The organism is Bacillus sp. GC_Bacil_1 (assembly GCF_026540675.1).
Lineage (GTDB): Bacteria > Bacillota > Bacilli > Bacillales > Bacillaceae_G > Bacillus_A > Bacillus_A cereus.
This window is the reverse complement of sequence record NZ_JALNUG010000001.1, coordinates 512397-534835: the sequence shown is the minus strand read 5'-3', so window position 1 is coordinate 534835 and position 22439 is coordinate 512397. Positions and strand designations below refer to the sequence as shown.

Sequence of the window (22439 nt, the reverse complement as noted above, 5' to 3'; positions counted from 1 at the left end):
TCGAATTGTATAATATACCTGCATAGTAAATTCAGGTTATTTTTGACGTATTATTGACATCATTTTGTCTGAAATATGTCTTTTGTCATTTTTTTGAATCAGATTTTTCTCATTAGAAAAATGTGTTTTTTCAATATACTTCTTACTTTTATATCTATAAAACAATCGTTTTTCTCTTCATACACTTGACTTTCACCCGAAAAAATGTCCTCGAAACTACCCTCGATAAATGCTTGTTTTTTGTCAAGAGAAAAATGTATTTTCAAAATTCAAACTCGAAATAATGTTATTCAAAAATAGAAAATAACTTCCCTCTTCCTCGACTAAAAGTTCATTTTTTTGTCATTTTTCCAGAATAAATAAAAAAAACTGAAAGTCGATTAGACTCTCAGTTTTTTATTTATTTTGCTGTATGTTTTCTAACGGCTGGTAAAATTTCAGTAGCAATTAATTCAATATTTTTCTCAATTTTATCAAATGGTACACCGCCAAAATCAATTTGTGCCATAAAGCGTTGTTGGCCAAATAATTCATATTGGTAAAGCATTTTCTCAATGATTTGTTGTGGGCTACCAACCATTAAAGCATCACGGTAATCTATTGCATTTGTAAATTGCTGTTTCGGATACCCACCACCGCGCAGTGTAAGCATACCAGCATTAATGTGAGGGTAATATTCACTAAGTGCATCTTGTGAATTTTTTGCCGTATAAAATAAACTCGTTGTCGCAACTGGTAAACTAGCTGGATCAAATCCACTTTGTACAGCAGCCTCGCGGTAAGCATCTACTGACACTTTAAAGTTAATTGCTGGACCACCAAGTGTTGTTATCATCATTGGCACACCTGCACGTCCCGCTTTAATTGCACTAGCTGGTGGACCTCCAACTGCACGCCAAATTGGTAAGTTATTATTTTTCGCTCTCGGAATAACCGATGCATGTGCGAGCGGTGCTCTGAACTGTCCATTCCATGTTACATGTTCCTCGTTATTAATTTTTAATAAAAGATCCATCTTCTCTTCAAATAATTCTTCATAATCATTCACGTCATAACCAAGTAAACTATATCCTCCAATACGAGATCCACGACCAGCCACAATTTCTGCACGTCCATTAGAAATCAAGTCAATGGTAGCGAAATCCTCATATACTCGAACTGGGTCAGATGTACTTAATATCGTTGCGGAACTTGCAATTTTTATATTTTTCGTAGCTTGTGCAATAGCTCCTAAAATAACTGTATGAGCTTGTGTTGTAAAATGCGTTTGATGACTTTCGCCGACAGCAAACACATCAAGCCCTGCCTCATCTGCTAACTTAGCTGTTTCAATTAGTTCGTGAATTCTTTTTTCTGGCGTAATTTTCTCCCCATTATGTGGATTTAAAACATGATCACCAATTGAATATAATCCAAACTCAATTCCTTTTCTTATATCTATACGGTATTTTTCCATAGTTACTCTCCTCTTTAATAAAGTAGTATTAGTTTTTTTCTAAAAACGTTGGTAAGTCAAGTATATCTCCGTATTACCTATACCTTCACTTGATTAGTCAATTGACAGTGTAAAAAAAATTACTCTTGCGGTAATTCTTTTTTTTCACTATGCTTATGAACTTTCGTCATTAGCTCGTATAATATTTTCTGCTCTTCTTCATTTAATACATCATCAAAAAACGAAGATTGAAATGCAAGTTGCTCTGGCAATGCTTTCTCTAAGGCCGATTCCCCTTGCTCTGTAAGACTAATTGTTTTCGTTTTCCAATCTTGTTTTCGTACAATATATCCTTCTTTTTCAAGACGAGTTAACATTCGAGAAATGCCACCTTGTGTAACAGTTACCTTTTCAGCTAACTCCATTTGTGTTAGTGGTTGATACGTACGTATTTGCAAAAGCACATCAAATTGAGCTGTCGTTAAATCAAAACGTTTTAAAAACTCATTTGACATTTGATTACTTTGGTTCGTAAATCGTATTAAACGTAACCATATTAATGATCCTATCGTATTATCACGCATGTTTGATCACTTCCTATCGTGAATCTTACTATCACTTTACTACGCAAGTGATAAAAAAGCAAGAGAAAATGTAATAAATATAGCGATAGAGTATTGTATAAATAATGATAAGTAAGAATTCATATAAACATGAATTCTTACTTATCATTATTCTTAACTTTTCATTTCATTCATTACTATATTTAAAGCTGCCATAGCTTTTGGCCAACCAACGTAAAAAGCCATATGTGTTATTAATGCAACCAATTCATTCTCCATAACCCCATTTTGTTTAGCTAGCTTCAGATGAAATTGTAATTGTTCTGTATTACCGAGACTGATTAGTGCTGACACAGTACACAAGCTTCTTTCTCTTAATGTTAAAGTGGCATCCCGCCACACTTCCTCAAATAATATCTTTTCACTATAATGAGCAAATGCAGGTGACATTTCTCTCATTTTCTTTTTAATATGTACTTCAATAAGTTCGTTTTTCATTTTTTTCTCCCTTTATTTTCACCATTTGTGCTATTCCTTGACCAAATGACCAGTTTTCAGCAGCTGTCTCATTTAGTGTAATAAAAATATCCGAAGTTTTAAAATCGGAATATTCCGTAATTTTTAAGGATACGGATTGATACAAATCTTTTTTCTGTTGCACCGTTCTTCCCGGTCCACATGTAATAGAAACATAAATCATATTCTCTGTTCTCTTTTCTCCTCTTTCCAACAAATAATATGGATTATATAAAAATTTGTTTTGTTGGTAAGGTAGGAACATTTGAAAATAATCATTTTCAGGGATGTTAAAATGTTCAATTAATGAAAGATGGATACATTCACCCATTTTTTCCAACTCTTCTTCATTTAATGTGTTTTCAGAATAATAAATCTTCACAAAAGGCATAGACTTTCATTCCTTTTCTTATTTTTAATATACAACAAAATTTCATCGTGAAATGTGTAAAATCTCATATACTGTAACACCTTTATTCACTACAATATCAGGTTTCTCTTCATAAAACTCAAACCTACTATATCTCCATTTATCCGGATTATAAACGATTACATCCCCTAAACACTTTTCATTGTTTTGTACATTTTCATTCATCGTGTTTAATTGAGTCCCAACCAGCGTTTTACTTTGAGAAATACTTCCCGCATATTCAACAACATATCTACTTTTCTTAAATCCATCACTTAGATTAACAACTAATGGAACACCTATATGTATTTGTTGCCATCCAAAAGATTGTAAAATATTATCATAATATCCTTCAAAGATAAATTTGTTCATTCCTTCATGGCCATTCCAAATATATAAAGGTGCATAACAGTTATAGAAATTCCCGTCCTTACCTACCTCAGTAATTAAATAAGCTTTAAAATTCAGGTCTTGAAAACCATCAGTTTTATGCCCATTATCCTTTACCCTATTCCTAATAATCTTTATATTATAATCCTTTGGCAAAATGACCTTATATTGCATTCCAATCATGTTTATCACTCGCTTTCAATCTTATATACATTATGATAAATCGATAAGTGGCTAACGTAAAATAGGTATAAATTATATTTGGTATCATTTATAATGATAGTGCATAAGGGGCTGAGATACATGGAAATAAATGATCTTATTATATTCAAAACTGTGGCCAGTGAGGGTTCTATTAGTAAAGCTGCTAAAGAGTTAGGATATGTTCAACCGAACGTAACTGAGCGAATCAAAAAATTAGAACAAGAATTAGAAACGCCTTTACTACATAGAGATAACAAAGGTGTTTCCTTGTTACCTGCTGGTGACATTTTATTAGATTACACGAATAAAATATTAACTCTATTAGAAGAAGTAAAAGATGAAATTAAAACGAGTGGTTCTTCTTATATAATAGCGACGTCACAATCTATTTTGACAAATTATTTAAGTAAGCGTATTAAAGTAAATTTCAGAAATTATCAAATATATGTAGAAAGTAGTAGTCATTTGCAAAAATTACTGCAGCAACAAAAAGTTGATATGGTCATAACTTATGAGGATTATCCTGACGCATCGTTTAAAAAAGTGTTCACAACCTCAATTTCTGTAGGCTTATTAAAAGCGAAAGAAAAATGTACCATTGATTATTCAAAAGAAATTTTCTTCGTTAGCAATGACAAAAAGTGCCCTTTTAGGAATAAGACAATACAATTTCTAAAAGAAAACAATCTATCTCAGCGACAACTTCAACAGTTGGATTCTTATTCGCTTATGGAAGAGTTTATTGCTGATGGAAAAGGAATAGCTTTTTTACCGATTAAAAATGATACATTAGTAATAATTGAAGATGTTCCCCTTGAGAATTTAGCTGTTCATTTTTTTACGAATCAAACCTTTATAAAGCATATCCCTGATGAACTATTTGATTAATAAAATGACTTTGATTACAAACTTTTTTCAAAATAAAAATCCCTCTTTAACGAATATAAAAGAGGGATTTTTATTTTGTATACAATTGATTTTTCACACGTTTTGCTCCACTTCTGTACTTTTCTCCTTTTTATTCCTTTTAAAACTCTTCAATTTCTTAACCGTCCCAACCAATCCTTTCGGAAAAACGAGTAGCACGATAATATACAATAAACCTAGAATAATCGTCCATCTTTCAAAAATCGGATATTCCGTCGCTAGTTCTGATAAATAATATTTTAGTGATTCAATAATCCCAGACCCAGCAATAGCTCCAATTAATGTTCCCACTCCTCCAATCATTGTCATTAAGAGTGCATTTAGTGTCATTTCAATTGAAAATACAGTCGTATTGACAAAGCGCAATGTAATAACAAATAAACCACCGCTAATTGCAGCTACTATTCCTGCGACTACACTTGCGATTATTTTATAATGGAGGACTTTATATCCAAGTGCTTCAACACGTTGTTCATTTTGTGAAATTGCCTTTAATACTTTCCCAATAGAAGACTTTGTAAAAAGACGTAATAGAATAAAAATGAAGCATAAACATACAAGTGATACATAATAAAAAGTAAAACGATCACGGAATATTTCTGGTACCCCAAATGTAAAACCATCTCCTCCGTGAGTAAGCCCACGCCATTTTTCAGCAAGTACGAAAAACAACTGTGAAATAGCAAGTGTTAACATTGCATAAAAATGACTTTTCAATCGTAAAGAAAGCAAACCAATTATATAACTAACGATTGCTGAAACGATAATTGCAGCTACTATTCCAATTAAAAAGTTCGTTATTGATACGCCTTGTCGATCAAATAAAAGCGCTACCCCATATGCTCCTATCCCAAAGAACATACAATGACCGAACGATACAATTCCTGTATACCCAAGCAATACATCAAAACTCATTGCAAAAATAGCAAAGATGAAGATTTGAGTGAACAAAATTAACAGGCTCCGTGAATCATTTACGAACGGAAATACACTTAAACAAATGAGCATACATACTCCGAAGTATACTTTAATTCGGTCCGATGTGTTGTTCACCATTTCACCCCTTTTCACCAACAAGTCCAGTTGGCTTCACTATTAAGAAAAATAGTAACATTAACATATTAATTGCAAGTGATAAATCTGGTATAAAATACGCTGTAAAAGCACCAGCTAATCCGACAATTAAAGAAGCAATAGCTGAACCTTGTACGCTTCCTAATCCACCGATAATTACTACTATAAATGCTAAAATTGCATACTGCATGCCCATCTCGGCGAAAATAACGCCCGAATACGGTGCTAATAAGAATCCTCCCAAAGCTGCCATCCCTGCCCCTAATAAAAAGACGCAAGAAAATATCGCTTTTACATTAATACCAAGCGCTTGAACCATTTCTTTATCCATTACACCTGCACGGATCATAAGACCTATCTTCGTCTTTTTGAGTAATAGTAGTAGTGCAATGTAAATAATTATCCCAATCAAAATAACAAATAGACGATATTTAATTAATATAATACCTCCGAATGTAAAACTTCCTTGTAACCATAACGGTAATTTTGCACTAATAGGGTTTGGCCCCCAAAATATTTTAATACACTCACTAAGAACGAGCATTCCTCCAAGCGTAACGAGCAGCTGTCGAACATGATTTCCATATACCGGTCTAATAAGAAACCTTTCTAAAATAAATCCTAGGAACATTCCCATGGCTACTGCTCCAACTAAAGCTAATATATAACTTCCTGTCATATTAAATAACCAAACACCTGTAAATGCTCCCCATGCAAATAAACCACCGTGTGCAAAGTTTAAAACGCTCATTAGACCGAAAATAAGTGAAAGCCCTGATGCTAACAAAAAAATGAGCATCCCTGTTGAAATCCCATTTACAAATAAATTGATTAACACATCCATCCTTTTCACCTCGGATTCATGTTAAGAGATTCCTAAATATTTATGACACATTTCCTTATTCTTTTTTAATTCATTCATAAAACCGTTATGAACAATTCGTCCGTTATCCATAATGTAAAAATAATCGCCAATTTGACTAGCCATCATAAAATTTTGCTCAACAAGTAAAACTGTTGTTTTCTCTTTCATCTTCAAAATAGCTACCATTAATTTCTCCACCATTATCGGGGATAGCCCTTTGCTCGGTTCATCAATAAGTAATAATCCATCACTATTAATAAACGCTCTTGAAATAGCCAACATTTGCTTTTGCCCTCCGCTCAAGAGCCCACTTTTCTTATTCCAAAACTGCTTTAAATCCGGAAATAGTTCTAGCATCCACTCTATTTTCCCTTCTACTTCTTCACCTTTCCCCCTAGCAAGAGCGAATGTTTCTTCTACTGTCAAATCATGAAAAATACCTTGATTTTCTGGTACATATCCTATTCCTTTCCTTGAAATTAAATGTGTAGCTAATCCACTTACTTTTGCACTATCATAATAAATTTCACCATCTGCAATGCGGTGAAACCCCATCACTGAACGTAATGTCGTTGTTTTCCCTACCCCGTTTCTACCAAACAGTACAGTAATCGTCCCTTTCTCAACAGTAAGAGATACTCCTTGCAAAATATGAAACTGATCTAAATACGTTTCTATATTATTCACTTGTAATAGTGCCACTATATAATCCCCCTAAATAAGCACTTTGTACACGCTCATCTTTCATAATTTCTTCTGGCAATCCTTCAGCCAATAACTCTCCATGAAATAAAACGATAAGATGATCTGACAAACCTAGTATCATATCCATTTTGTGTTCGATAAGTACAATTGTGCTCTCTGGATGTTTCTTAATATTTTCAATCACTTGTAATATAGCAGGGACCTCTTCAACCGAAATACCTGCCGTCGGCTCATCAAGTAATAACACATCCGTTTTTAAAGCTAATAACATCGCAAGTTCTAGCTTTCTTTTCTCTCCATGTGCCAAATCTTTCGCTAATACGTTCTCTTTCTCGTGAAGTAATACTGTTTTTAAGAAACGTCTCGCCTCTCCAACTTGTTGCTTTAATTTTGCTGAACTCGGGAAAAAACTATAGTAATCTTGTACGAATGATTGAACACTTAAACGGACATTTTCAAGTACCGTTAATTCTGGGAATATGTTTGTAAGCTGAAAAGAGCGACCGATTCCTAAGCGTGTTCGATCTGAAATCGATAGTTTTGTAATATCTTGCCCTTTAAAATACACTTCACCTGTTGTGGGTGAAATCTGTCCACTTAGTAAATTAAATAATGTTGTCTTCCCCGCACCATTTGGCCCGATAATAGAAATGAGCTTTCCTTTTTGGACAGTTAAATTTACATCTTTAATAACATGATGTTCACCAAAAGATACGCTAAGATTTTTCGTCTCTAGCAAATGTGTCACGAAATCCCTCCCTTTAAAGCCGTGAGTATGAAAGAAATATGTATAAAGAGGGTCCCCCCTCTTTATACAAAAACAACAGAAAATTCAGTCTATTTATTTTGAACTGGTGGTTCTGTTTCTTTCATCGTTAATTCTCGCTCTAACACTGGCACCGGATAATCAACACCGTCTTGCTTTTTCAATGTGATAGAATACAGTATCTGCATGGCTTGGTGGTCCTTCTCTCTAAACTTCATCTTTCCTTTCGGTGTATCAAATTCCATTCCTTCCATTTTCTTAATCAAGGTATCTACATCTGTATCACCTTTTGTTTTCTTTAAGGCTTCTACAATAGAAATTGCTGCTGACATTCCTCCCGCTGTAAACAAATCTGGCACTGCACCATTAAAACGTTTTTTATGCTCTTCAACTAGCCAATCATTCACTTTATTTTTTGGAAGTGTGTGATAATATACGGAAAAACCTTGCATACCTACTAATGCATCCATTGTTTTTAATGCTGGTATATCTGGCGCACCTGTAGAAATTTTAATACCTTGCGCTTCCACATTCATATCTTTCAACTGTTTCCAAGGTGAATTTGCCCCTGCCCAAACGATAAATAAATAATCTGGTTTTGAACTAATGATATTTTGAATATTCGCTGTAAAATCTGTTGAATTTGTATCCGCGTATTGCTCATTCACAATGTTCGCACCTAATTTTTTCGCACCCGCTTTAAATGCAGCAATCCCTTCACGACCAAAAGCGTTATCTGGGGCAAATGTCGCAATCTTTACATCTTTTTTCGCAATTGCTGCTGCTCCTGCAATCGCATCTTGTGAGGAACTTCTTCCAGTTCTAAAAATATATTTATTCCAGTTCTTCCCGGTAATACTATCCGCAACTGCCGGTTCTACAACCATAATCTTTTCATATTCTTCAGCCAGTGGTAAAACCGCTAACGTATCACTTGAACTAGACGATCCAACTAAAAAATCAACTTTCTCTTCTTCTAATAACTTCGTAGCTTTTTTAACTGCTACATCCGCTTTCGTTTCTGTATCTTCTACAACAAACTTAATCTTTTTCCCATCTACTTTCCCAGTTCCACCAGTTGCATAATCTAACCCTAATTCAAATCCGTTCACTGTTTGTTTTCCATACGATTCTAGCGGTCCTGTTAAAGAAGCAAGGACTCCTACCTTAATCGTTTTTTCATCCTCTGTACTTGTTTTCTTTCCTGAACAAGCTGCCGTTATTAATAACGAACCTAAAACACAACCAGTAAACATTGTCTTTAGCCACTTACGTTTTTTCATCGACATTGTGATCCTCCCCATACTTTACTTTCTGATAGAATCAAACACGCCAAAATCCCCTGTCCGTAATCATGACTAACTAATTCGATAGATAATGGAAAACTCTTGTAGTACCCTCTACATTCGGCACAAATATATAATCACCTTCCTATGTAATGGAAACGGACATACAATCAATATATATTCTGCAATCCAATTGAAAATACTGTTTCATTTCAGCAATGACCATACAAAAAGACTAACTTATTTTTAAGTTAGTCTTTTCCCCTTAATTAGAGTTAAGTTCTACTTTCTCTAACCCTTCAGCCAATTGTTTCTTATCTAGTCCTTCTCCTATTACTACTAAGTTTGTCGGGAAACCGAAGTCTTGTTCTAATAAAGTTGGTACTCCGAACGAATATTGGAATAGGTGAGGGTATTTATCTCCACGGAATTTCACAAAACCTTTCACTCGATAAATACTATCTGGTAAATTCGAAAGCCATTCATATAATTTGTCTTGATCAATCGGTTTCGTAAATTGATATGTCATCGTTTGTATATGTAAATGCTGTTTGACATGTAGTGTCTCATGTTCCTCATCATTTGGAAATTCTGCTTCTTCTATATCTTTTAAAGATATATTACAATACTTTGTCTCATACATTTTCGCATGATCATTTATTGCCTTTACTTCTTCAAATACTGTGTTCTTATCTTCATCTGTTAGTAAATCTGCTTTATTAACAAGAATGTGACTACCAAATTTAAGTTGCTCATGCAATAGCTGTTGTACATTTGCACTTAATATACTTCGGTTTAACCACCTTACTGCATCTAAAACGACTACAATTGATTTCACTTCCAGAAAAGGAGCTAAAATTGGCGAGACACACGCGTCTAACACTTCAATTGGATGCGCAACACCTGTCGTTTCTATATAAATTACATCTGGTCTTTCTTGTTGGTATAACGAATGTAATTGTATTTCAAGCTCTTCTTTTAACGTACAACAAATACATCCTTTAAGAAGTTCTCTTAAAACATTCTCTTTTCCAATAATATCTGTATCTACCGAGTATTCACCAATTTCATTCATTAATACTGCAACTTTTCTATTCTTCTTTTTCTCTGCTGACAATAAATTTTGTAATAATGTTGATTTTCCACTACCTAAAAAACCACCTAATATATGAATCTCCACTTTATTCATTCAACCGACCATCCATTTCTTTACTTCAAATGTATTCAAAGCGTAATAATTACGATTTATATTTATCATTTTATTAAAAGAATGACCATTTGTAAATATAAGAGATTCACTGTTCATTTACTTCATATGCAACTCTAACTCCAGACTCAATTGCCCCTTGCATCCACCCATGTGTTAATGTCGTATGCTCTCCTGCAAAGTGTACTTTTCCAGATGGTGGTGTAATATACGGAAATAACTCGAGCTCTTGGCCTGGTTCGAAAGCTGTAAATGCACCGCAAGAATACGGATTTTTACTCCAGCTAAAAGATGTTCCAGTGACAAACTCACTATAGACGATGTCACCGTATATTTCCGCTAAATTTTTTAATGCGTAACGAATACGATCTCTTTGCGGGAGACTATCCCATGTTAACGCCTCATCTGCCCACGTATAACTTGCTATAACGATAGCTGGTCCTGGAGTATGAATGCCATAACTCGGATAGTATGTAAACCGTATCGGTAAATCAGTAATAGATTTACCTCCACACTGTCCCGCTTTCTCCCAAAATCTACTTTTAAACTCTATTGCAATTTTAGTTGCAGCAATATAATTTAATTCACGAATTGCTCTTTTTTTAAAATAAGAGAATAAATAGTATGGCTGAACTTCTACAAATCTTAACGCTGAAAATGGAATTGTAATAATAGCAAAATCACTTGTTATTGTAAATTGCTCTAACGTTTGTTCATGATTTCCTTGTAACATTACTTTATTATCTTCTTGTATAATTTTATCAACCTTATACGGCATTAAAATATGTTCCCTTAATTGTGGTAAGAATGCATTCGATAACTTATCCATTCCACCAGTTATTTCATAATATTTCGTTGTTGAAGTAAAGAAAATCATTTCACGTAATACTTCAATTAAGGACATTCCCATATAAGCTTCCATATCAAGAAGTACCCCAATCATATCTATCGCACCATCTGAATAATACTCCATTAAAAATGAACCAAGCGAATAAGTTTTATACTTTTTTTCAACGATAAGCCAGTTTTTATCAGGATCCTTCTTAATGTAATTTAGTATTGGTTCTAATACTTCAATCATTAGCTCTTCTGCCGTTTTTCCTCTTTCTTTATCCAAAACCGGATATTCAAGTACACTTGGATCATTTTCAAACACATTCAATCTCGTTTGAATGTTATTCGTATAAATGATATCTGCAAAAGTTTTATTTATAAAAAGGTTTAAAGGTAGTTTAAATTTATGAATATACGCTAAGGTTAACTTATGGGTGTCAGGGATTCTCATCGGTCCCGCATTAAAATATAAACCCACACTAAATGGTTCCCGAATCGTATACACTCTGCCACCTATTCTGTTATTTGCTTCTATAATCGTTACTTCGTGCCCAGCCTCTTTTAATAAAGAACCTGCAACTAATCCAGAAATCCCTGCACCTGCAATCGTAATCCGTTTTGGATTATTCTTTTTAACAAGCCCTGCATGAATAATATGAAGCATTTCTTCCATTGCTAATGGGTTCCCCATGCCATTTCCCCTTTTACAAAGGATTTTACTGAATTATATTCGGTTCACTGAATTCCTATGTTTTGTTCGCGGATTTGCACGGATACATTTTCAAATACTTGAATATCTTTTATAAAATGTAATAAACTAGATATGACTCTATAGAAGTAAGACGTATTATCTTACATAATAAAATCAATGAAATTGCGAGGAATTTTGAAATGAAAAAAGGTATTAACCGTGTTGTATTAGTAGGAACAGGAGCAGTTGGATGTAGTTATGCTTACTGCATGATTAACCAAGCCGTAGCTGAAGAATTTGTTTTAGTCGATGTAAATGAGGCAAAAGCTGAAGGAGAAGCAATGGATTTAAGTCATGCTGTTCCATTCGCACCAGCTCCAACTAGAGTATGGAAAGGCAGCTACGAAGATTGTAAAGATGCTGACCTTGTAGTTATTACAGCTGGATTACCACAAAAGCCAGGCGAAACACGTTTAGATTTAGTTGAGAAAAACGCTAAAATCTTTAAACAAATCGTTCGCAGTATTATGGATAGCGGATTTGATGGCATCTTCTTAATCGCAACAAACCCTGTAGATATTTTAACTTACGTAACTTGGAAAGAATCTGGTTTACCGAAAGAACGTGTAATCGGTTCTGGTACAACGCTTGATTCTGCTCGTTTCCGCTATATGTTAGGTGAGTACTTCGATATTGGTCCACACAACATTCACGCTTATATTATCGGAGAACACGGCGATACTGAACTTCCTGTTTGGAGTCATGTTTCCGTTGGTATCCAAAAACTACAAACACTGCTTGAAAAAGACAACACGTATAATCAAGAAGATTTAGACAAAATTTTCATAAACGTCCGTGATGCAGCTTACCATATTATTGAGCGTAAAGGCGCAACTTATTATGGTATCGGTATGTCACTTCTACGTGTTACAAAAGCAATTTTAAACGACGAAAATAGTGTATTAACTGTATCAGCTTACTTAGAAGGGCAATATGGTCAAAAAGATGTTTATATCGGGGTACCTGCTGTCTTAAATCGTGGCGGTGTTCGTGAAATTTTAGAGGTTGAATTAAGTGAAGAAGAAGAATTAAAATTCGATCACTCTGTTCAAGTATTAAAAGAAACAATGGCTCCGGTTCTTTAATTAAGATAAAAAAGCAATCCAATTTATTTTGGATTGCTTTTTTATCTTAATTATCCCCTATGACCTTTTAATGATTTTCTATCATTTCTTATTTTTTAGTCGCATCCTCATTATTTATATCAAGTACATCTAATAAAAAGATAAAGATTGGTATCCCGATAATAAGCCCCCATATTCCGAGAAAATGCTCTGAGAAGATAAGAATCATAAATGTGTAGAATATTGGTAAATTTGTTTTTGCAGACATAAACTTCGGATTTAAAAAATAACTTTCAAGAGCATGGATTACTGTTATGAATACGAGTATGTATACTACGTACATAACTCCGCCTACGTTGTAAGCAATGATACAAAGTGGAAACAAAGAAATAATCACACCTGCAACAGGAATCAACCCTAGTAAGAAAATCATAACAGCTAATACAAGTAGCTGTGGAAATCCTAAAACGATTAATGCAATGACAGTAAGAATACAATTTACAACGGCAATTAAAAACTGAGCCTCAATTACTTTGCCGAACGATCTTGCAAATCTTTCACCAAAATATGCAATTTCTTCATAAAAGATTTTTAACTTACTATCTTTAAACTTTGATGTAAATGTAATAATACGCTCCTTTTCTAATAAGAAAAATAAGCTTAAAATTAGAGATAATAATATTTGTAAACTTACCTTTCCTATATTTGCTATTGATTGATATATGACGTCTACACCTTGTTCTATATATTTTGATACTTCCATTCCATTAATTGTCGAAAGTGCATATTTAACGATTTCATTATCAGGTGGATTTTGAAAAAACAGTTTAAATTGATAAATTAATTGTGAAATTTGTATCGTCAGCACAGGTAAATATTTATATAATGTTGTGCCTATAAAGGAAACTAGTATTATATATAAACATGCAATAACAATTTTCCGGTTTACTTTCAATTTTCTTGAAATAAAACGTTGAAATCGATCCATTAAAAACGTCAGTATAAACGTAATTAATATTAAATTGATCATACTTTTTAATGCATATAATACAAGCGCTACTATTATTAAAACGAGAAACCGTTGAAACCCTCTACTTCGAAAAAAACTCTTTACTTCATTCATTAAGAATTAACCTCCCCCTTCAATGGATGGAAATTGAATATATTACATTTTATGAACTCCTATAGACAATCTTTCTTACTAATTGAGAAGAATCCTTTTTTTCTTTTCATATTGTTAGATTCGTTTAACTGGAATCCACCAACATAATTTCGGTGGATTCCAGTTATTTTTCATATAATCTTTTATAAACTAGGTGATTTTCTATTTTTAGACTGCTGTTCATACGCATATCCCATATTGAAAAGCTCTCTTTCACCAAACAGTTTCCCTACAAACACTACACCGATTGGTTCTCCATTTTTATCATATCCAGCAGGAACCGCTAATTCCGGGTAACCAGCTACAGCTGATAGAAGAACTTCATCGTTATTAATCATAACTAGAGCATCCAAACCTTTTTCTACTAAATACCTATCTAGCTCTTTTTTTGCATTTGCTTGACTCGTTTGTACTACGTTTTCGAACTCTTCTTTCGTTATAGCAGATTTTTCAGACCCCTCAATTAATGTTTGTCCGTATTTTATTCGTCTTTTACTATCCTTTTTATTAAACGCTAAAATCTCTTCTAACGATTTTACCGGTACATTCTTTTGCCGTGAAAGATAGTCGTTTACATTATGCTTGAACTCATATTCTAAAGTTTGCAAATTATCTACACCCCCATTGTTTAACTGAATATAATCAGTCAATATTGCACCTGCATCTTGAAGGTCTTTTTTTATTTTTTCTGCTACTGTTTTTCTATTTTCATCTTGTTGGTCTACAGAAAAAAGAAGCCCTATCTTTTTCCCTTTTAATCCATCTATTGATAAATCCTTTGTATAATTAATTCTTTCTTTATCTTTCATTTTTTCTGTCATAACATCTTTTTCGTCATAACCTATCATTGCATTAAATAACGTTGCTGCATCTTTTACTGTTCTTGCCATAGGTCCTGCTGTATCAAGAGTTTCAGCTAATGGAATAATTCCTGTTCTACTTACCATACCTAAAGATGGACGTAACCCAACTACTGATTGCTGCGCCGCTGGTGCAACAATCGATCCCGTCGTTTCTGTTCCAATTGCAAGCGGCGCAAAATCTGCCGCAACTACTGTAGCAGATCCTGAACTTGATCCTGAAGTATCGAATGTAATCGGACCGTACGGGTTTAAATTTTGTCCTTTCTTCCCGCTATACCCGCTTGGCATTGTAAAAGATAAATAGTTCGCCCACTCAGACATATTCGCTTTTCCTAAAACAAATGCTCCTTCTTCTTTCAACTGCTTCACAATTGTTGCGTCTTGATCTGCAATCCAATCTTTTAATACATAAGTTCCTGCACTAGTCGGCATCACTTTTTCCGTCTGTACATTATCTTTTACAACGACAGGAATACCATATAAATTCGAATTTTTGTTTCTACCCCGCTCTTGATCTAACTTTCTTGCTTCTTCCATCGCATTAGGATTTATCTCTGTAACAGAATTTAATGTTATTCCATTTTGATCATGTTCTTGTATTCTAAAGAGATAAATGCTCGTTAATTCTTCATATGACAACTTTCCGTCATCAATCATTTTTTGAAGCTCATCTACAGTCGCATTTACGACTTCTTTTTCTTTTATCTTTACATTTTCTATATTGATTCCTTTAAGCTGATTATGTATCGGTTGTAGCACTCTTTCTTTATCATATACAATACGCTCAGGTTCCTTTGGAAAATAATTTTTATACACGTAATATCCGCCGGCACACGCTAATAAGACAATGCCTCCAGTGATAGACAGCGTTACCTTTACCCATTTCTTCATGTTGCTTCCTCCACTCTATAAGATGCTTAGCTATACAAAAAAGAGAGTTACCTTTTACTTAACTCTCTCCAATCAAAATGCTAAATGAAAAAATGAAAGATTTCAATCTAATTACTTCTTTTTTTGCATTTGCTTTGCTAACATTTCTTTCACTTGATTATACGTTAATCCTGAATTTTTATTTAAACGCTTTACTTCCTCAACATCAGTACCTACCACTGTATATTTTTTCTCATCATTCATTTTTCTAATTCCCTTCTCACCGTATTATTTCTTATATTTCTTCCCTAAATGCGCATAAATTAACACCACTACAAAAAGGAAGCTGTTTTTAAGCACAGCTTCCTTCTCGTTACATATTGTATTTCTTAATAAAATTTCACTACATCTTCAGTAGGCAAGAACGTTCTTTCTGCTGGTTGTTCGTTTGGTTCACCAAATGGCATTTGACCTACTAAGCTCCACTCTGCTGGAATGTTCCAAGTTTCTTTCACTTCAGCATCTACGATTGGGTTGTAATGTTGTAATGATGCACCAATTCCTTCAGCCGATAATAGCATCCACACAGTATGTTGTAACATCGCATTTCCTTGATGAGACCAGAATGGGAACTGATCTTTGTATAATGGGGCATTTTCTTGCATTTTTTCTACAGTTGCTTGATCTTCAAAAAATAGAACTGTTCCTACACCTGCATGGAAGCCTTTTAGTCTTTCTACAGTCGCTTCAAAGTTTTCTGCTGGTACGCGTGCTCTTAGTGTTTCTTTAACGATATCCCAAAACTTTTCATGCCCTCCATCCATTAATACAACCATACGACCACTTTGCATATTGAAAGATGTTGGTGCGTGTAAAGCTGTTTTTAACACTTCTTCAATTCTTTCTTTCGTAATTGCATCGTTTTTTGCTACTTTACGAATTGAACGGCGGTTCACGATTGCTTCTTTTAAGTTTGTTGTAGTTGCTGACATTTTAATTCCTCCAAAAGTTTGTTTTATAATTTATTTTGTTATTTCATAACAAGCGAATTAGCAATATCCATCGGTATTACATTGCATACCTTCAAATGAATTTGTTTTATCCTTTTCAATTTCTTTATCAATGACCCTTTCTAGTGTTTCTTTACTAGCCAGCCCTTGAATGACTTCATCTCCAATCATGACAGTTGGAACAGCCATAATATTCGCTTCATCATATGCGTGTTGAATTGCTTCTTGATGCTTTTCTTTATATTTACGAGTTACTAAAGCATCTTTAAATTCCGCCTCAGGAAGTCCTACTTCTACCGCTAATTTTGTTAACACATCAATATCTTCAATGTTTTGCTCTTCTTGGAAAAATGCTGTGAATACGCGATGATGATACTCATTACCTAGTCCACGTTCTTTCGCAAATTGACATCCTTCGAAAGCTAAATGTGTATATGGATGTGGTGAAACACGTGGCAAGCGCATATCAATTCCTAACTTCTTCGCTGTCGGAAGAATGAAAGCATCCCATGAACCTAATTTTTCTGGTTCATTCCATGGATCTATTTTTGAATATGGACTTGGACGTAATTCAAATGGCATCCATTCAATCTCTACATCTTTCTCTTTCGCTACCTCATCTAATGGACCTTTTGCTAAAAAACAAAACGGACATATAAAATCTGAGTATACTTTCATTTTTACAGTCATAACTTTTACACCTTACCTTTATTGTTGTAATCAAATCAGTTACATTAATGACAAAAAAATATAAATAGGATTTAAGCATTCATTTTTTCTTGCAAAGTTTCAAACAACTGCCCCATTGTAATATTTCTCAAAACTTCTTCCATCGCGGATTGTGCTTGAATTAAAATAATTTCTAACACCGCTTGAATATTCGCCCCAATTGGACAATCTGGATTCGGTTGCTCGTGAATATGAAATAGCTTGTCTTCTTCGACTACGTTCACTGCATGATATACATCTAACAATGTGATTTCATATAAATCCTTTAGTAATCCCGCGCCACCCGGTCCACGATTTACGTAAACAAAGCCAGCTTGTTTCAAGTACGACATGATTTTACGAATGACTACTGGATTTGTATTGACACTCTCAGCCATATAGTCTGAAGTACAAAGTGAAGATGGATTGTTTTTCAAAATAGATAAAATATGAACAGCTATGGAAAAGCGGCTACTAATTTTCATCGTAATCACCACCTCGATGTAATCATTATAGTTACAACTAAAAAATAAGTCAATCCTTTTCATAGATTTTTTATAAGTAAATTAAAAAGTGTCCCATTATGATATATGAGACACCTCTTTTTATTCTGCAAATAGCGATTGAAATTCTTCAATAAATAGCTGCACAGCGATTGAAGAATCCTTTAATGAAGGAACAGCTAAAGCAATTTCTCTCCATACTTGTGGTTCCAATTCTCTCGTTTGCACATTTTTTGGTAAATTCGTTAAAGATAATTCAGCTAATATTGCAATGCCCAATCCTTCTTGAATCATATTTAAAGCTGTAGTAACTGTCGAAATTACATATTCAGCCCGAAGTGGTACGTTTGCTTGTTTAAACATATCAATAATGGGTGGTTCGTATCCACCCTTACATAATATGATCGGTTCATTCTCTAAATCACTAATTGTAATAGAGTCCTTCTTACAGAGAGGATGATCCTCTCTTAAGATAGCAACCATTTTCCCCTTCGTTAATGGAACAATCTCCATATCTTTATTAGGCAAAATAACAATTCCTATATCAATAACCCTCGATACTAACCAATCTTCAACTTCTTTAATCGTTCCTTCACAAAGAACGACTTCTAAGTTCGGATACTTCTCCTTAAAAAGGTTTATCATTTTGGGTAAGAAATGTGCAGAAGCGCTCGGAAAACTCCCAATTCGAATCGTCCCAACTTCGTGCCCTTTCTCCATCGCAACTTCTTGTTCAATCTTCTCTACACCGTTCAAAATCTCTCTAATATGTACAAGAATTCTGTTTCCTACATCCGTAACAATTAATCCTTTTCGTTTATCACGTATAAGAATCGTAACTCCTATCTCTGACTCAATACTTGAAATCGCATGACTAACAGCTGGCTGCGTCATATTTAACACCCGAGCTGCCTTCGTAAAACTACCTAACTCAACGGTTTTTATTAATACTTGCAGTTGTGTAATGGTCATAACTAATCACTTATACTCCCCATAAAAAAGATTCATTTTATTTATTACAGTCGATATCATATCATAGTGAAATGAATAACAACAAGGAGGTCTTACCGTGACACAGCTTTCTCGAACTAAGACGGCCATAATCCTTACCTTTCTCGTTTTCATGTGGGGAATCAATTGGCCTTTATCTAAGTTTGCCCTGCATTATACACCACCCGTTTTATTTGCAGGCGTTCGAACTTTAATTGGAGGATTCATTTTACTCCTTTTCGCATTACCGAAATACAAAGAGTTACACTTAAAAGAAACTTGGCATTTATACGTTATTTCTTCTTTACTTAACATCATTATATTTTACGGATTACAAACTGTCGGCCTTCAATATATGCCAGCTGGGTTATTTTCCGCCATTGTATTTCTACAACCTGTTTTACTCGGCATTTTCTCATGGATTTGGCTTGAAGAATCTATGTACGGCTTAAAAATTTTTGGGCTTGTTCTTGGATTTATTGGCGTGGGTGTCATTAGCTCTAGTAGTTTAACTGGACATATCTCTATTATCGGAATCCTTCTCGCGATAGGATGCGCTATTGGCTGGGCACTTGGAACAGTATTTATTAAGAAGACTGGGCACCGCGTTAATTCCATTTGGATGGTAACACTTCAGCTTATTATTGGTGGCCTTTGCTTAATTGGATTTGGTTCAGAGTTTGAAAGCTGGTCTAGTATCGCTTGGAGTATGCCATTTGTTAGCGTACTTCTCTTTATTTCATTCTTTGTTATTGCAATGGGGTGGCTTGCATACTTCACACTTGTTGGAGCTGGTGAAGCAAGTAAAGTTGGGGCTTATACCTTCCTCATTCCACTAATCGCTATTATTGTAAGTTCAATTTTCTTACATGAGGCTATTACCATTAGCTTATTCATCGGACTATTATTTATTGTTGTGAGTATTTGTTTTGTAAATATGAAACCGAAAACACTTGCTGTAAGGCAGCAAGTTGAAATGAAATAAACGTAAGAAAGAGCCTACTGTTTGTAGGCTCTTTCTTACGTCTTACTTTTTACGACGTACTACAAGAACACACGCACTTACCGACGATACTATCGCGAAAATAGATAAGACAATTGCTATCAATTGCATATTACTAGTACCTTCATTCTTTTCTACACTAGACACTTCACCATGTTCTCCTGTTAATGACGTACCTTTTGCAATTGTAGTAAGTGAATGCGGTTTTTCAGCTTTTTCATCACCTGTCCATTCAACAATTTCTCCGTCTTTATATTGTTGATATGCGTCCCAAGCTATTTTTTGCTCTTTATCCGGATTTTTAGCGACGAAAGTAAATCGCTGGAACTGGCCGGTTAAAATCCCTTCTCCTGTCGCTTCCCATACTACAGTTTTAACTTTTCCGGCTGTATCTTTTTGCTCCTCAACTTTCCATCCTGGGACTGGTTCATACTGTTGGAACTCTACTCCAGACGGTATTTTCAGTGTAACTTTCGTCGTTGCTTCATTTTTTTCAACTGGTACTTTTATCGTATAAGTCTCCCAAGAACCAATATCAGAAGTTGCTGGTTTTACAGTGACGTGCGCACTAACAGGTAACGAAAAAATTCCCATTGCAATAATTGTTGCGATCATTGTTGTTCCTAATTTTTTTATACGTTTCATTTTCTATTAGCTCCTTTTCATACATAGCTTCTTTTTATCTGCCACCGACAATAAATTTAAAATCTGTATCGAAACTATCAAGAGATTTTGTTAATCCATGAACATGTATATTCCAGTTTCCTGTCATGTTAATATACATACCTTCTGCTTCATATTCTCCCGGTGAAACTACTGAAACTTTAAATGAACCGTTTCCCATGTTCATATCTAATGATTGAGTAGTCAATATCATTTGTTCCATATCAGTAATAGGCTGTCCCTTTTCATCCTTTAGTGTAATATGGAATTTATTTTGACCTACCTTATTCGGACTTACATTTAGCGTAAGTTCATATCCATTATCTAATTGCTTACTCTCTGTAAATGGTCCAGTAGGAGGCATCGGTGGTGTTTGTACGTTTGTCATAAAAGCTACGATTACGAAAATGATAATTCCAATGACAAACTCTACTTTCACCGTAGCTCCTAATCCTTGCTGTGCTCGCATTCTCCCTTTCACATAATGAATAATTCCCAATATCCCCATGAAAATGAATAAAAGTATCTTTGTTAATAAAGCCAATCCATACTTCGTATCAAATAACGAGTGGATTGTTGGAATAAAAAATGTACTGTTAAAAAGGCCTGTTATTAAAATCACGATGACAGCACCTGTTGCCCACGGTGAAAAACGCTTAATCATATCCCAATACATATGCCACTTGTTATCCTCATTACGTAAAAGAAGAATAATAGATGATAAACCACCAGCCCATAATGAAGCTGCGAATAAATGTAGAAAATCCATAACGACAGCAATGTCTTTAAACTTTAAACCGTATGCGTGACTATTAAAGGCCTTCATAACAAGTAACCCTATAAACAATAGTATTGGAATACTCCATACTTTAAACGACGAAAACTTCTCATGCTTCACCGCAAAATACGTAACAATTATAAGCGTACTAATGAGAACCATTTGAGTAATCCATACATAACCAAAAACAGAAAGCTGTAATGTTTCTTTTAATAGTAAAGGGTTGAATGCTTCTAGCCACGAAACATCGGCATTTATTTTCGCTTGCAATGGTAGGTTGAATAACAAGCTAATAAATATCCCAAATAAGGAGATCCATATTATGTTCTTACTCCTTGATCGAACCGAGGTTGCATTCCCTTTATACATAATAAGATTAAAGAAGAGAACTCCTAAAAATAGCGAGAAACTTGTATATAAAATTCCACGTTCCATAATCATATCGATTTGCGGGACATACCCCATCTCTTCCACTTGTACATCGTCTGTTCCCGCTTCCGCTAATCCAATACGGAATGGAATAACCCCTTGAATTGGATGCCCATCAGCTGAAATAGCTTTCCACTGAATAGAGTAGAGACCATTTTTGAGATTTTCTTTTAATCCGGCTTCTAATAGTTTTTTATTTTTTTTATCAATATGAGCATCTTTTAAATCGACTCTTTTACCTGATGTATCTCTCACATACAATGTATTAAAACGTGAAACTTGTATGTCCTCATCGAATTCAATTTTCACAACAGATGGTGCTCTCTTCAACGTTTCATTTTCCGTAGGGTTTGATTTCACAACATACGCATGAGCATATGCACTTTTCGGTATCAATATGATAAGCACACACGCAAGTAATAACCATGTCCCTAATCTTCTCATTACTTTCACACTCATTTCAC

Annotated in this window: 24 protein-coding genes; 3 read left to right on the top strand and 21 right to left on the bottom strand. The window is 34.4% G+C overall.

Annotated elements, in window-relative coordinates; all coding sequences use genetic code 11:
- Positions 1–400: 400 nt before the first annotated feature.
- The 5 genes from OXT04_RS02815 to OXT04_RS02795 all read right to left on the bottom strand — a co-directional run bounded on the left by OXT04_RS02815 (position 401) and on the right by OXT04_RS02795 (position 3496).
- On the bottom strand, positions 401–1456 hold the full coding sequence (locus tag OXT04_RS02815; RefSeq protein WP_000417537.1) for an LLM class flavin-dependent oxidoreductase: 1056 nt from the start codon (positions 1454–1456) through the stop codon (positions 401–403).
- A 119-nt stretch (positions 1457–1575) separates the two neighbouring features.
- Positions 1576–2019 carry a MarR family winged helix-turn-helix transcriptional regulator gene (locus tag OXT04_RS02810; protein ID WP_001205528.1) on the bottom strand — a complete coding sequence of 148 codons (444 nt, stop codon included), beginning with the start codon at positions 2017–2019 and terminating at the stop codon, positions 1576–1578.
- Positions 2020–2172: 153 nt separating this feature from the next.
- Positions 2173–2496, bottom strand: coding sequence for a carboxymuconolactone decarboxylase family protein (locus tag OXT04_RS02805; protein WP_000787201.1), 324 nt, complete (start codon positions 2494–2496; stop codon positions 2173–2175).
- On the bottom strand, positions 2477–2905 hold the full coding sequence (locus OXT04_RS02800) for a tautomerase family protein (RefSeq protein ID WP_098533717.1): 429 nt from the start codon (positions 2903–2905) through the stop codon (positions 2477–2479). The genes OXT04_RS02805 and OXT04_RS02800 overlap by 20 nt, the downstream gene beginning before the upstream one ends.
- 42 nt (positions 2906–2947) lie before the next feature.
- The gene (locus OXT04_RS02795; protein WP_065228657.1) at positions 2948–3496 is read right to left on the bottom strand and encodes a DUF4865 family protein; all 549 of its coding nucleotides are present in this window, start codon (positions 3494–3496) and stop codon (positions 2948–2950) included.
- A 120-nt stretch (positions 3497–3616) separates the two neighbouring features.
- Between OXT04_RS02795 and OXT04_RS02790 the strand changes: the two genes are divergently transcribed.
- Positions 3617–4405 carry a LysR family transcriptional regulator gene (locus OXT04_RS02790; RefSeq protein ID WP_000404994.1) on the top strand — a complete coding sequence of 263 codons (789 nt, stop codon included), beginning with the start codon at positions 3617–3619 and terminating at the stop codon, positions 4403–4405.
- A gap of 93 nt (positions 4406–4498) precedes the next feature.
- Here OXT04_RS02790 and OXT04_RS02785 read toward each other — a convergent pair whose 3' ends face one another.
- From OXT04_RS02785 to OXT04_RS02755, 7 genes are all read right to left on the bottom strand, one after another.
- Complete coding sequence (locus OXT04_RS02785) at positions 4499–5452, bottom strand: branched-chain amino acid ABC transporter permease (RefSeq protein WP_002083259.1); 954 nt, start codon at positions 5450–5452, stop codon at positions 4499–4501.
- A gap of 49 nt (positions 5453–5501) precedes the next feature.
- Positions 5502–6362: a branched-chain amino acid ABC transporter permease gene (locus tag OXT04_RS02780; RefSeq protein WP_097821610.1), complete on the bottom strand. Its 861-nt coding sequence runs from the start codon at positions 6360–6362 to the stop codon at positions 5502–5504.
- Positions 6363–6383: 21 nt separating this feature from the next.
- Positions 6384–7085: an ABC transporter ATP-binding protein gene (locus tag OXT04_RS02775; RefSeq protein ID WP_267412766.1), complete on the bottom strand. Its 702-nt coding sequence runs from the start codon at positions 7083–7085 to the stop codon at positions 6384–6386.
- Positions 7063–7836: an ABC transporter ATP-binding protein gene (locus OXT04_RS02770; RefSeq protein ID WP_000149328.1), complete on the bottom strand. Its 774-nt coding sequence runs from the start codon at positions 7834–7836 to the stop codon at positions 7063–7065. The genes OXT04_RS02775 and OXT04_RS02770 overlap by 23 nt, the downstream gene beginning before the upstream one ends.
- Before the next feature lie 89 nt (positions 7837–7925).
- Positions 7926–9143, bottom strand: coding sequence for a substrate-binding domain-containing protein (locus tag OXT04_RS02765; RefSeq protein ID WP_000061994.1), 1218 nt, complete (start codon positions 9141–9143; stop codon positions 7926–7928).
- Between the two features lie 262 nt (positions 9144–9405).
- Positions 9406–10329: a CobW family GTP-binding protein gene (locus OXT04_RS02760; RefSeq protein WP_267412762.1), complete on the bottom strand. Its 924-nt coding sequence runs from the start codon at positions 10327–10329 to the stop codon at positions 9406–9408.
- A gap of 106 nt (positions 10330–10435) precedes the next feature.
- Positions 10436–11872: a flavin monoamine oxidase family protein gene (locus tag OXT04_RS02755; protein WP_000528002.1), complete on the bottom strand. Its 1437-nt coding sequence runs from the start codon at positions 11870–11872 to the stop codon at positions 10436–10438.
- A gap of 200 nt (positions 11873–12072) precedes the next feature.
- On the opposite strand from OXT04_RS02755, the gene OXT04_RS02750 reads away from it, so the two are divergent.
- Positions 12073–13017: an L-lactate dehydrogenase gene (locus tag OXT04_RS02750; RefSeq protein WP_000715322.1), complete on the top strand. Its 945-nt coding sequence runs from the start codon at positions 12073–12075 to the stop codon at positions 13015–13017.
- Positions 13018–13105: 88 nt separating this feature from the next.
- Here OXT04_RS02750 and OXT04_RS02745 read toward each other — a convergent pair whose 3' ends face one another.
- The 7 genes from OXT04_RS02745 to OXT04_RS02715 all read right to left on the bottom strand — a co-directional run bounded on the left by OXT04_RS02745 (position 13106) and on the right by OXT04_RS02715 (position 19084).
- The gene (locus OXT04_RS02745) at positions 13106–14119 is read right to left on the bottom strand and encodes an AI-2E family transporter (protein WP_001006597.1); all 1014 of its coding nucleotides are present in this window, start codon (positions 14117–14119) and stop codon (positions 13106–13108) included.
- A 182-nt stretch (positions 14120–14301) separates the two neighbouring features.
- Positions 14302–15912, bottom strand: a complete 1611-nt coding sequence (locus tag OXT04_RS02740; protein ID WP_267412749.1) for an amidase family protein — start codon at positions 15910–15912, stop codon at positions 14302–14304.
- 111 nt (positions 15913–16023) lie between these two features.
- Positions 16024–16155, bottom strand: a complete 132-nt coding sequence (locus OXT04_RS02735) for a hypothetical protein (RefSeq protein ID WP_000997344.1) — start codon at positions 16153–16155, stop codon at positions 16024–16026.
- Between the two features lie 125 nt (positions 16156–16280).
- Positions 16281–16883 carry a nitroreductase family protein gene (locus OXT04_RS02730; RefSeq protein ID WP_267412747.1) on the bottom strand — a complete coding sequence of 201 codons (603 nt, stop codon included), beginning with the start codon at positions 16881–16883 and terminating at the stop codon, positions 16281–16283.
- A gap of 57 nt (positions 16884–16940) precedes the next feature.
- Positions 16941–17591 (bottom strand): DsbA family oxidoreductase, encoded by a 651-nt coding sequence (locus tag OXT04_RS02725; protein WP_000216673.1) that lies wholly within the window; start codon positions 17589–17591, stop codon positions 16941–16943.
- Positions 17592–17662: 71 nt separating this feature from the next.
- Positions 17663–18094, bottom strand: a complete 432-nt coding sequence (locus OXT04_RS02720; RefSeq protein WP_000704085.1) for an Rrf2 family transcriptional regulator — start codon at positions 18092–18094, stop codon at positions 17663–17665.
- A 120-nt stretch (positions 18095–18214) separates the two neighbouring features.
- Complete coding sequence (locus tag OXT04_RS02715) at positions 18215–19084, bottom strand: LysR family transcriptional regulator (protein ID WP_267412742.1); 870 nt, start codon at positions 19082–19084, stop codon at positions 18215–18217.
- A gap of 97 nt (positions 19085–19181) precedes the next feature.
- Between OXT04_RS02715 and OXT04_RS02710 the strand changes: the two genes are divergently transcribed.
- Positions 19182–20087, top strand: a complete 906-nt coding sequence (locus OXT04_RS02710; protein WP_065228653.1) for a DMT family transporter — start codon at positions 19182–19184, stop codon at positions 20085–20087.
- Positions 20088–20129: 42 nt separating this feature from the next.
- On the opposite strand, the gene OXT04_RS02705 is transcribed toward OXT04_RS02710, so the two are convergent.
- Both OXT04_RS02705 and OXT04_RS02700 read right to left on the bottom strand, forming a co-directional pair.
- Positions 20130–20750, bottom strand: a complete 621-nt coding sequence (locus OXT04_RS02705) for a YcnI family copper-binding membrane protein (protein ID WP_267412739.1) — start codon at positions 20748–20750, stop codon at positions 20130–20132.
- Between the two features lie 34 nt (positions 20751–20784).
- On the bottom strand, positions 20785–22434 hold the full coding sequence (locus OXT04_RS02700) for a copper resistance CopC/CopD family protein (protein ID WP_139213211.1): 1650 nt from the start codon (positions 22432–22434) through the stop codon (positions 20785–20787).
- Between the last annotated feature and the right edge of the window lie 5 nt (positions 22435–22439).

What these genes read in the sequence shown, in the direction of transcription:
- OXT04_RS02815 (WP_000417537.1), bottom strand. Translation starts at nt 1,456, where the DNA reads ATGGAAAAATACCGTATAGATATAAGAAAAGGAATTGAGTTTGGATTA.
- OXT04_RS02810 (WP_001205528.1), bottom strand. Translation starts at nt 2,019, where the DNA reads ATGCGTGATAATACGATAGGATCATTAATATGGTTACGTTTAATACGA.
- OXT04_RS02805 (WP_000787201.1), bottom strand. Translation starts at nt 2,496, where the DNA reads ATGAAAAACGAACTTATTGAAGTACATATTAAAAAGAAAATGAGAGAA.
- OXT04_RS02800 (WP_098533717.1), bottom strand. Translation starts at nt 2,905, where the DNA reads ATGCCTTTTGTGAAGATTTATTATTCTGAAAACACATTAAATGAAGAA.
- OXT04_RS02795 (WP_065228657.1), bottom strand. Translation starts at nt 3,496, where the DNA reads ATGATTGGAATGCAATATAAGGTCATTTTGCCAAAGGATTATAATATA.
- OXT04_RS02790 (WP_000404994.1), top strand. Translation starts at nt 3,617, where the DNA reads ATGGAAATAAATGATCTTATTATATTCAAAACTGTGGCCAGTGAGGGT.
- OXT04_RS02785 (WP_002083259.1), bottom strand. Translation starts at nt 5,452, where the DNA reads ATGCTCATTTGTTTAAGTGTATTTCCGTTCGTAAATGATTCACGGAGC.
- OXT04_RS02780 (WP_097821610.1), bottom strand. Translation starts at nt 6,362, where the DNA reads ATGGATGTGTTAATCAATTTATTTGTAAATGGGATTTCAACAGGGATG.
- OXT04_RS02765 (WP_000061994.1), bottom strand. Translation starts at nt 9,143, where the DNA reads ATGTCGATGAAAAAACGTAAGTGGCTAAAGACAATGTTTACTGGTTGT.
- OXT04_RS02760 (WP_267412762.1), bottom strand. Translation starts at nt 10,329, where the DNA reads ATGAATAAAGTGGAGATTCATATATTAGGTGGTTTTTTAGGTAGTGGA.
- OXT04_RS02755 (WP_000528002.1), bottom strand. Translation starts at nt 11,872, where the DNA reads ATGGGGAACCCATTAGCAATGGAAGAAATGCTTCATATTATTCATGCA.
- OXT04_RS02750 (WP_000715322.1), top strand. Translation starts at nt 12,073, where the DNA reads ATGAAAAAAGGTATTAACCGTGTTGTATTAGTAGGAACAGGAGCAGTT.
- OXT04_RS02745 (WP_001006597.1), bottom strand. Translation starts at nt 14,119, where the DNA reads ATGAATGAAGTAAAGAGTTTTTTTCGAAGTAGAGGGTTTCAACGGTTT.
- OXT04_RS02740 (WP_267412749.1), bottom strand. Translation starts at nt 15,912, where the DNA reads ATGAAGAAATGGGTAAAGGTAACGCTGTCTATCACTGGAGGCATTGTC.
- OXT04_RS02735 (WP_000997344.1), bottom strand. Translation starts at nt 16,155, where the DNA reads ATGAATGATGAGAAAAAATATACAGTGGTAGGTACTGATGTTGAGGAA.
- OXT04_RS02730 (WP_267412747.1), bottom strand. Translation starts at nt 16,883, where the DNA reads ATGTCAGCAACTACAACAAACTTAAAAGAAGCAATCGTGAACCGCCGT.
- OXT04_RS02725 (WP_000216673.1), bottom strand. Translation starts at nt 17,591, where the DNA reads ATGACTGTAAAAATGAAAGTATACTCAGATTTTATATGTCCGTTTTGT.
- OXT04_RS02720 (WP_000704085.1), bottom strand. Translation starts at nt 18,094, where the DNA reads ATGAAAATTAGTAGCCGCTTTTCCATAGCTGTTCATATTTTATCTATT.
- OXT04_RS02715 (WP_267412742.1), bottom strand. Translation starts at nt 19,084, where the DNA reads ATGACCATTACACAACTGCAAGTATTAATAAAAACCGTTGAGTTAGGT.
- OXT04_RS02705 (WP_267412739.1), bottom strand. Translation starts at nt 20,750, where the DNA reads ATGAAACGTATAAAAAAATTAGGAACAACAATGATCGCAACAATTATT.
- OXT04_RS02700 (WP_139213211.1), bottom strand. Translation starts at nt 22,434, where the DNA reads ATGAGTGTGAAAGTAATGAGAAGATTAGGGACATGGTTATTACTTGCG.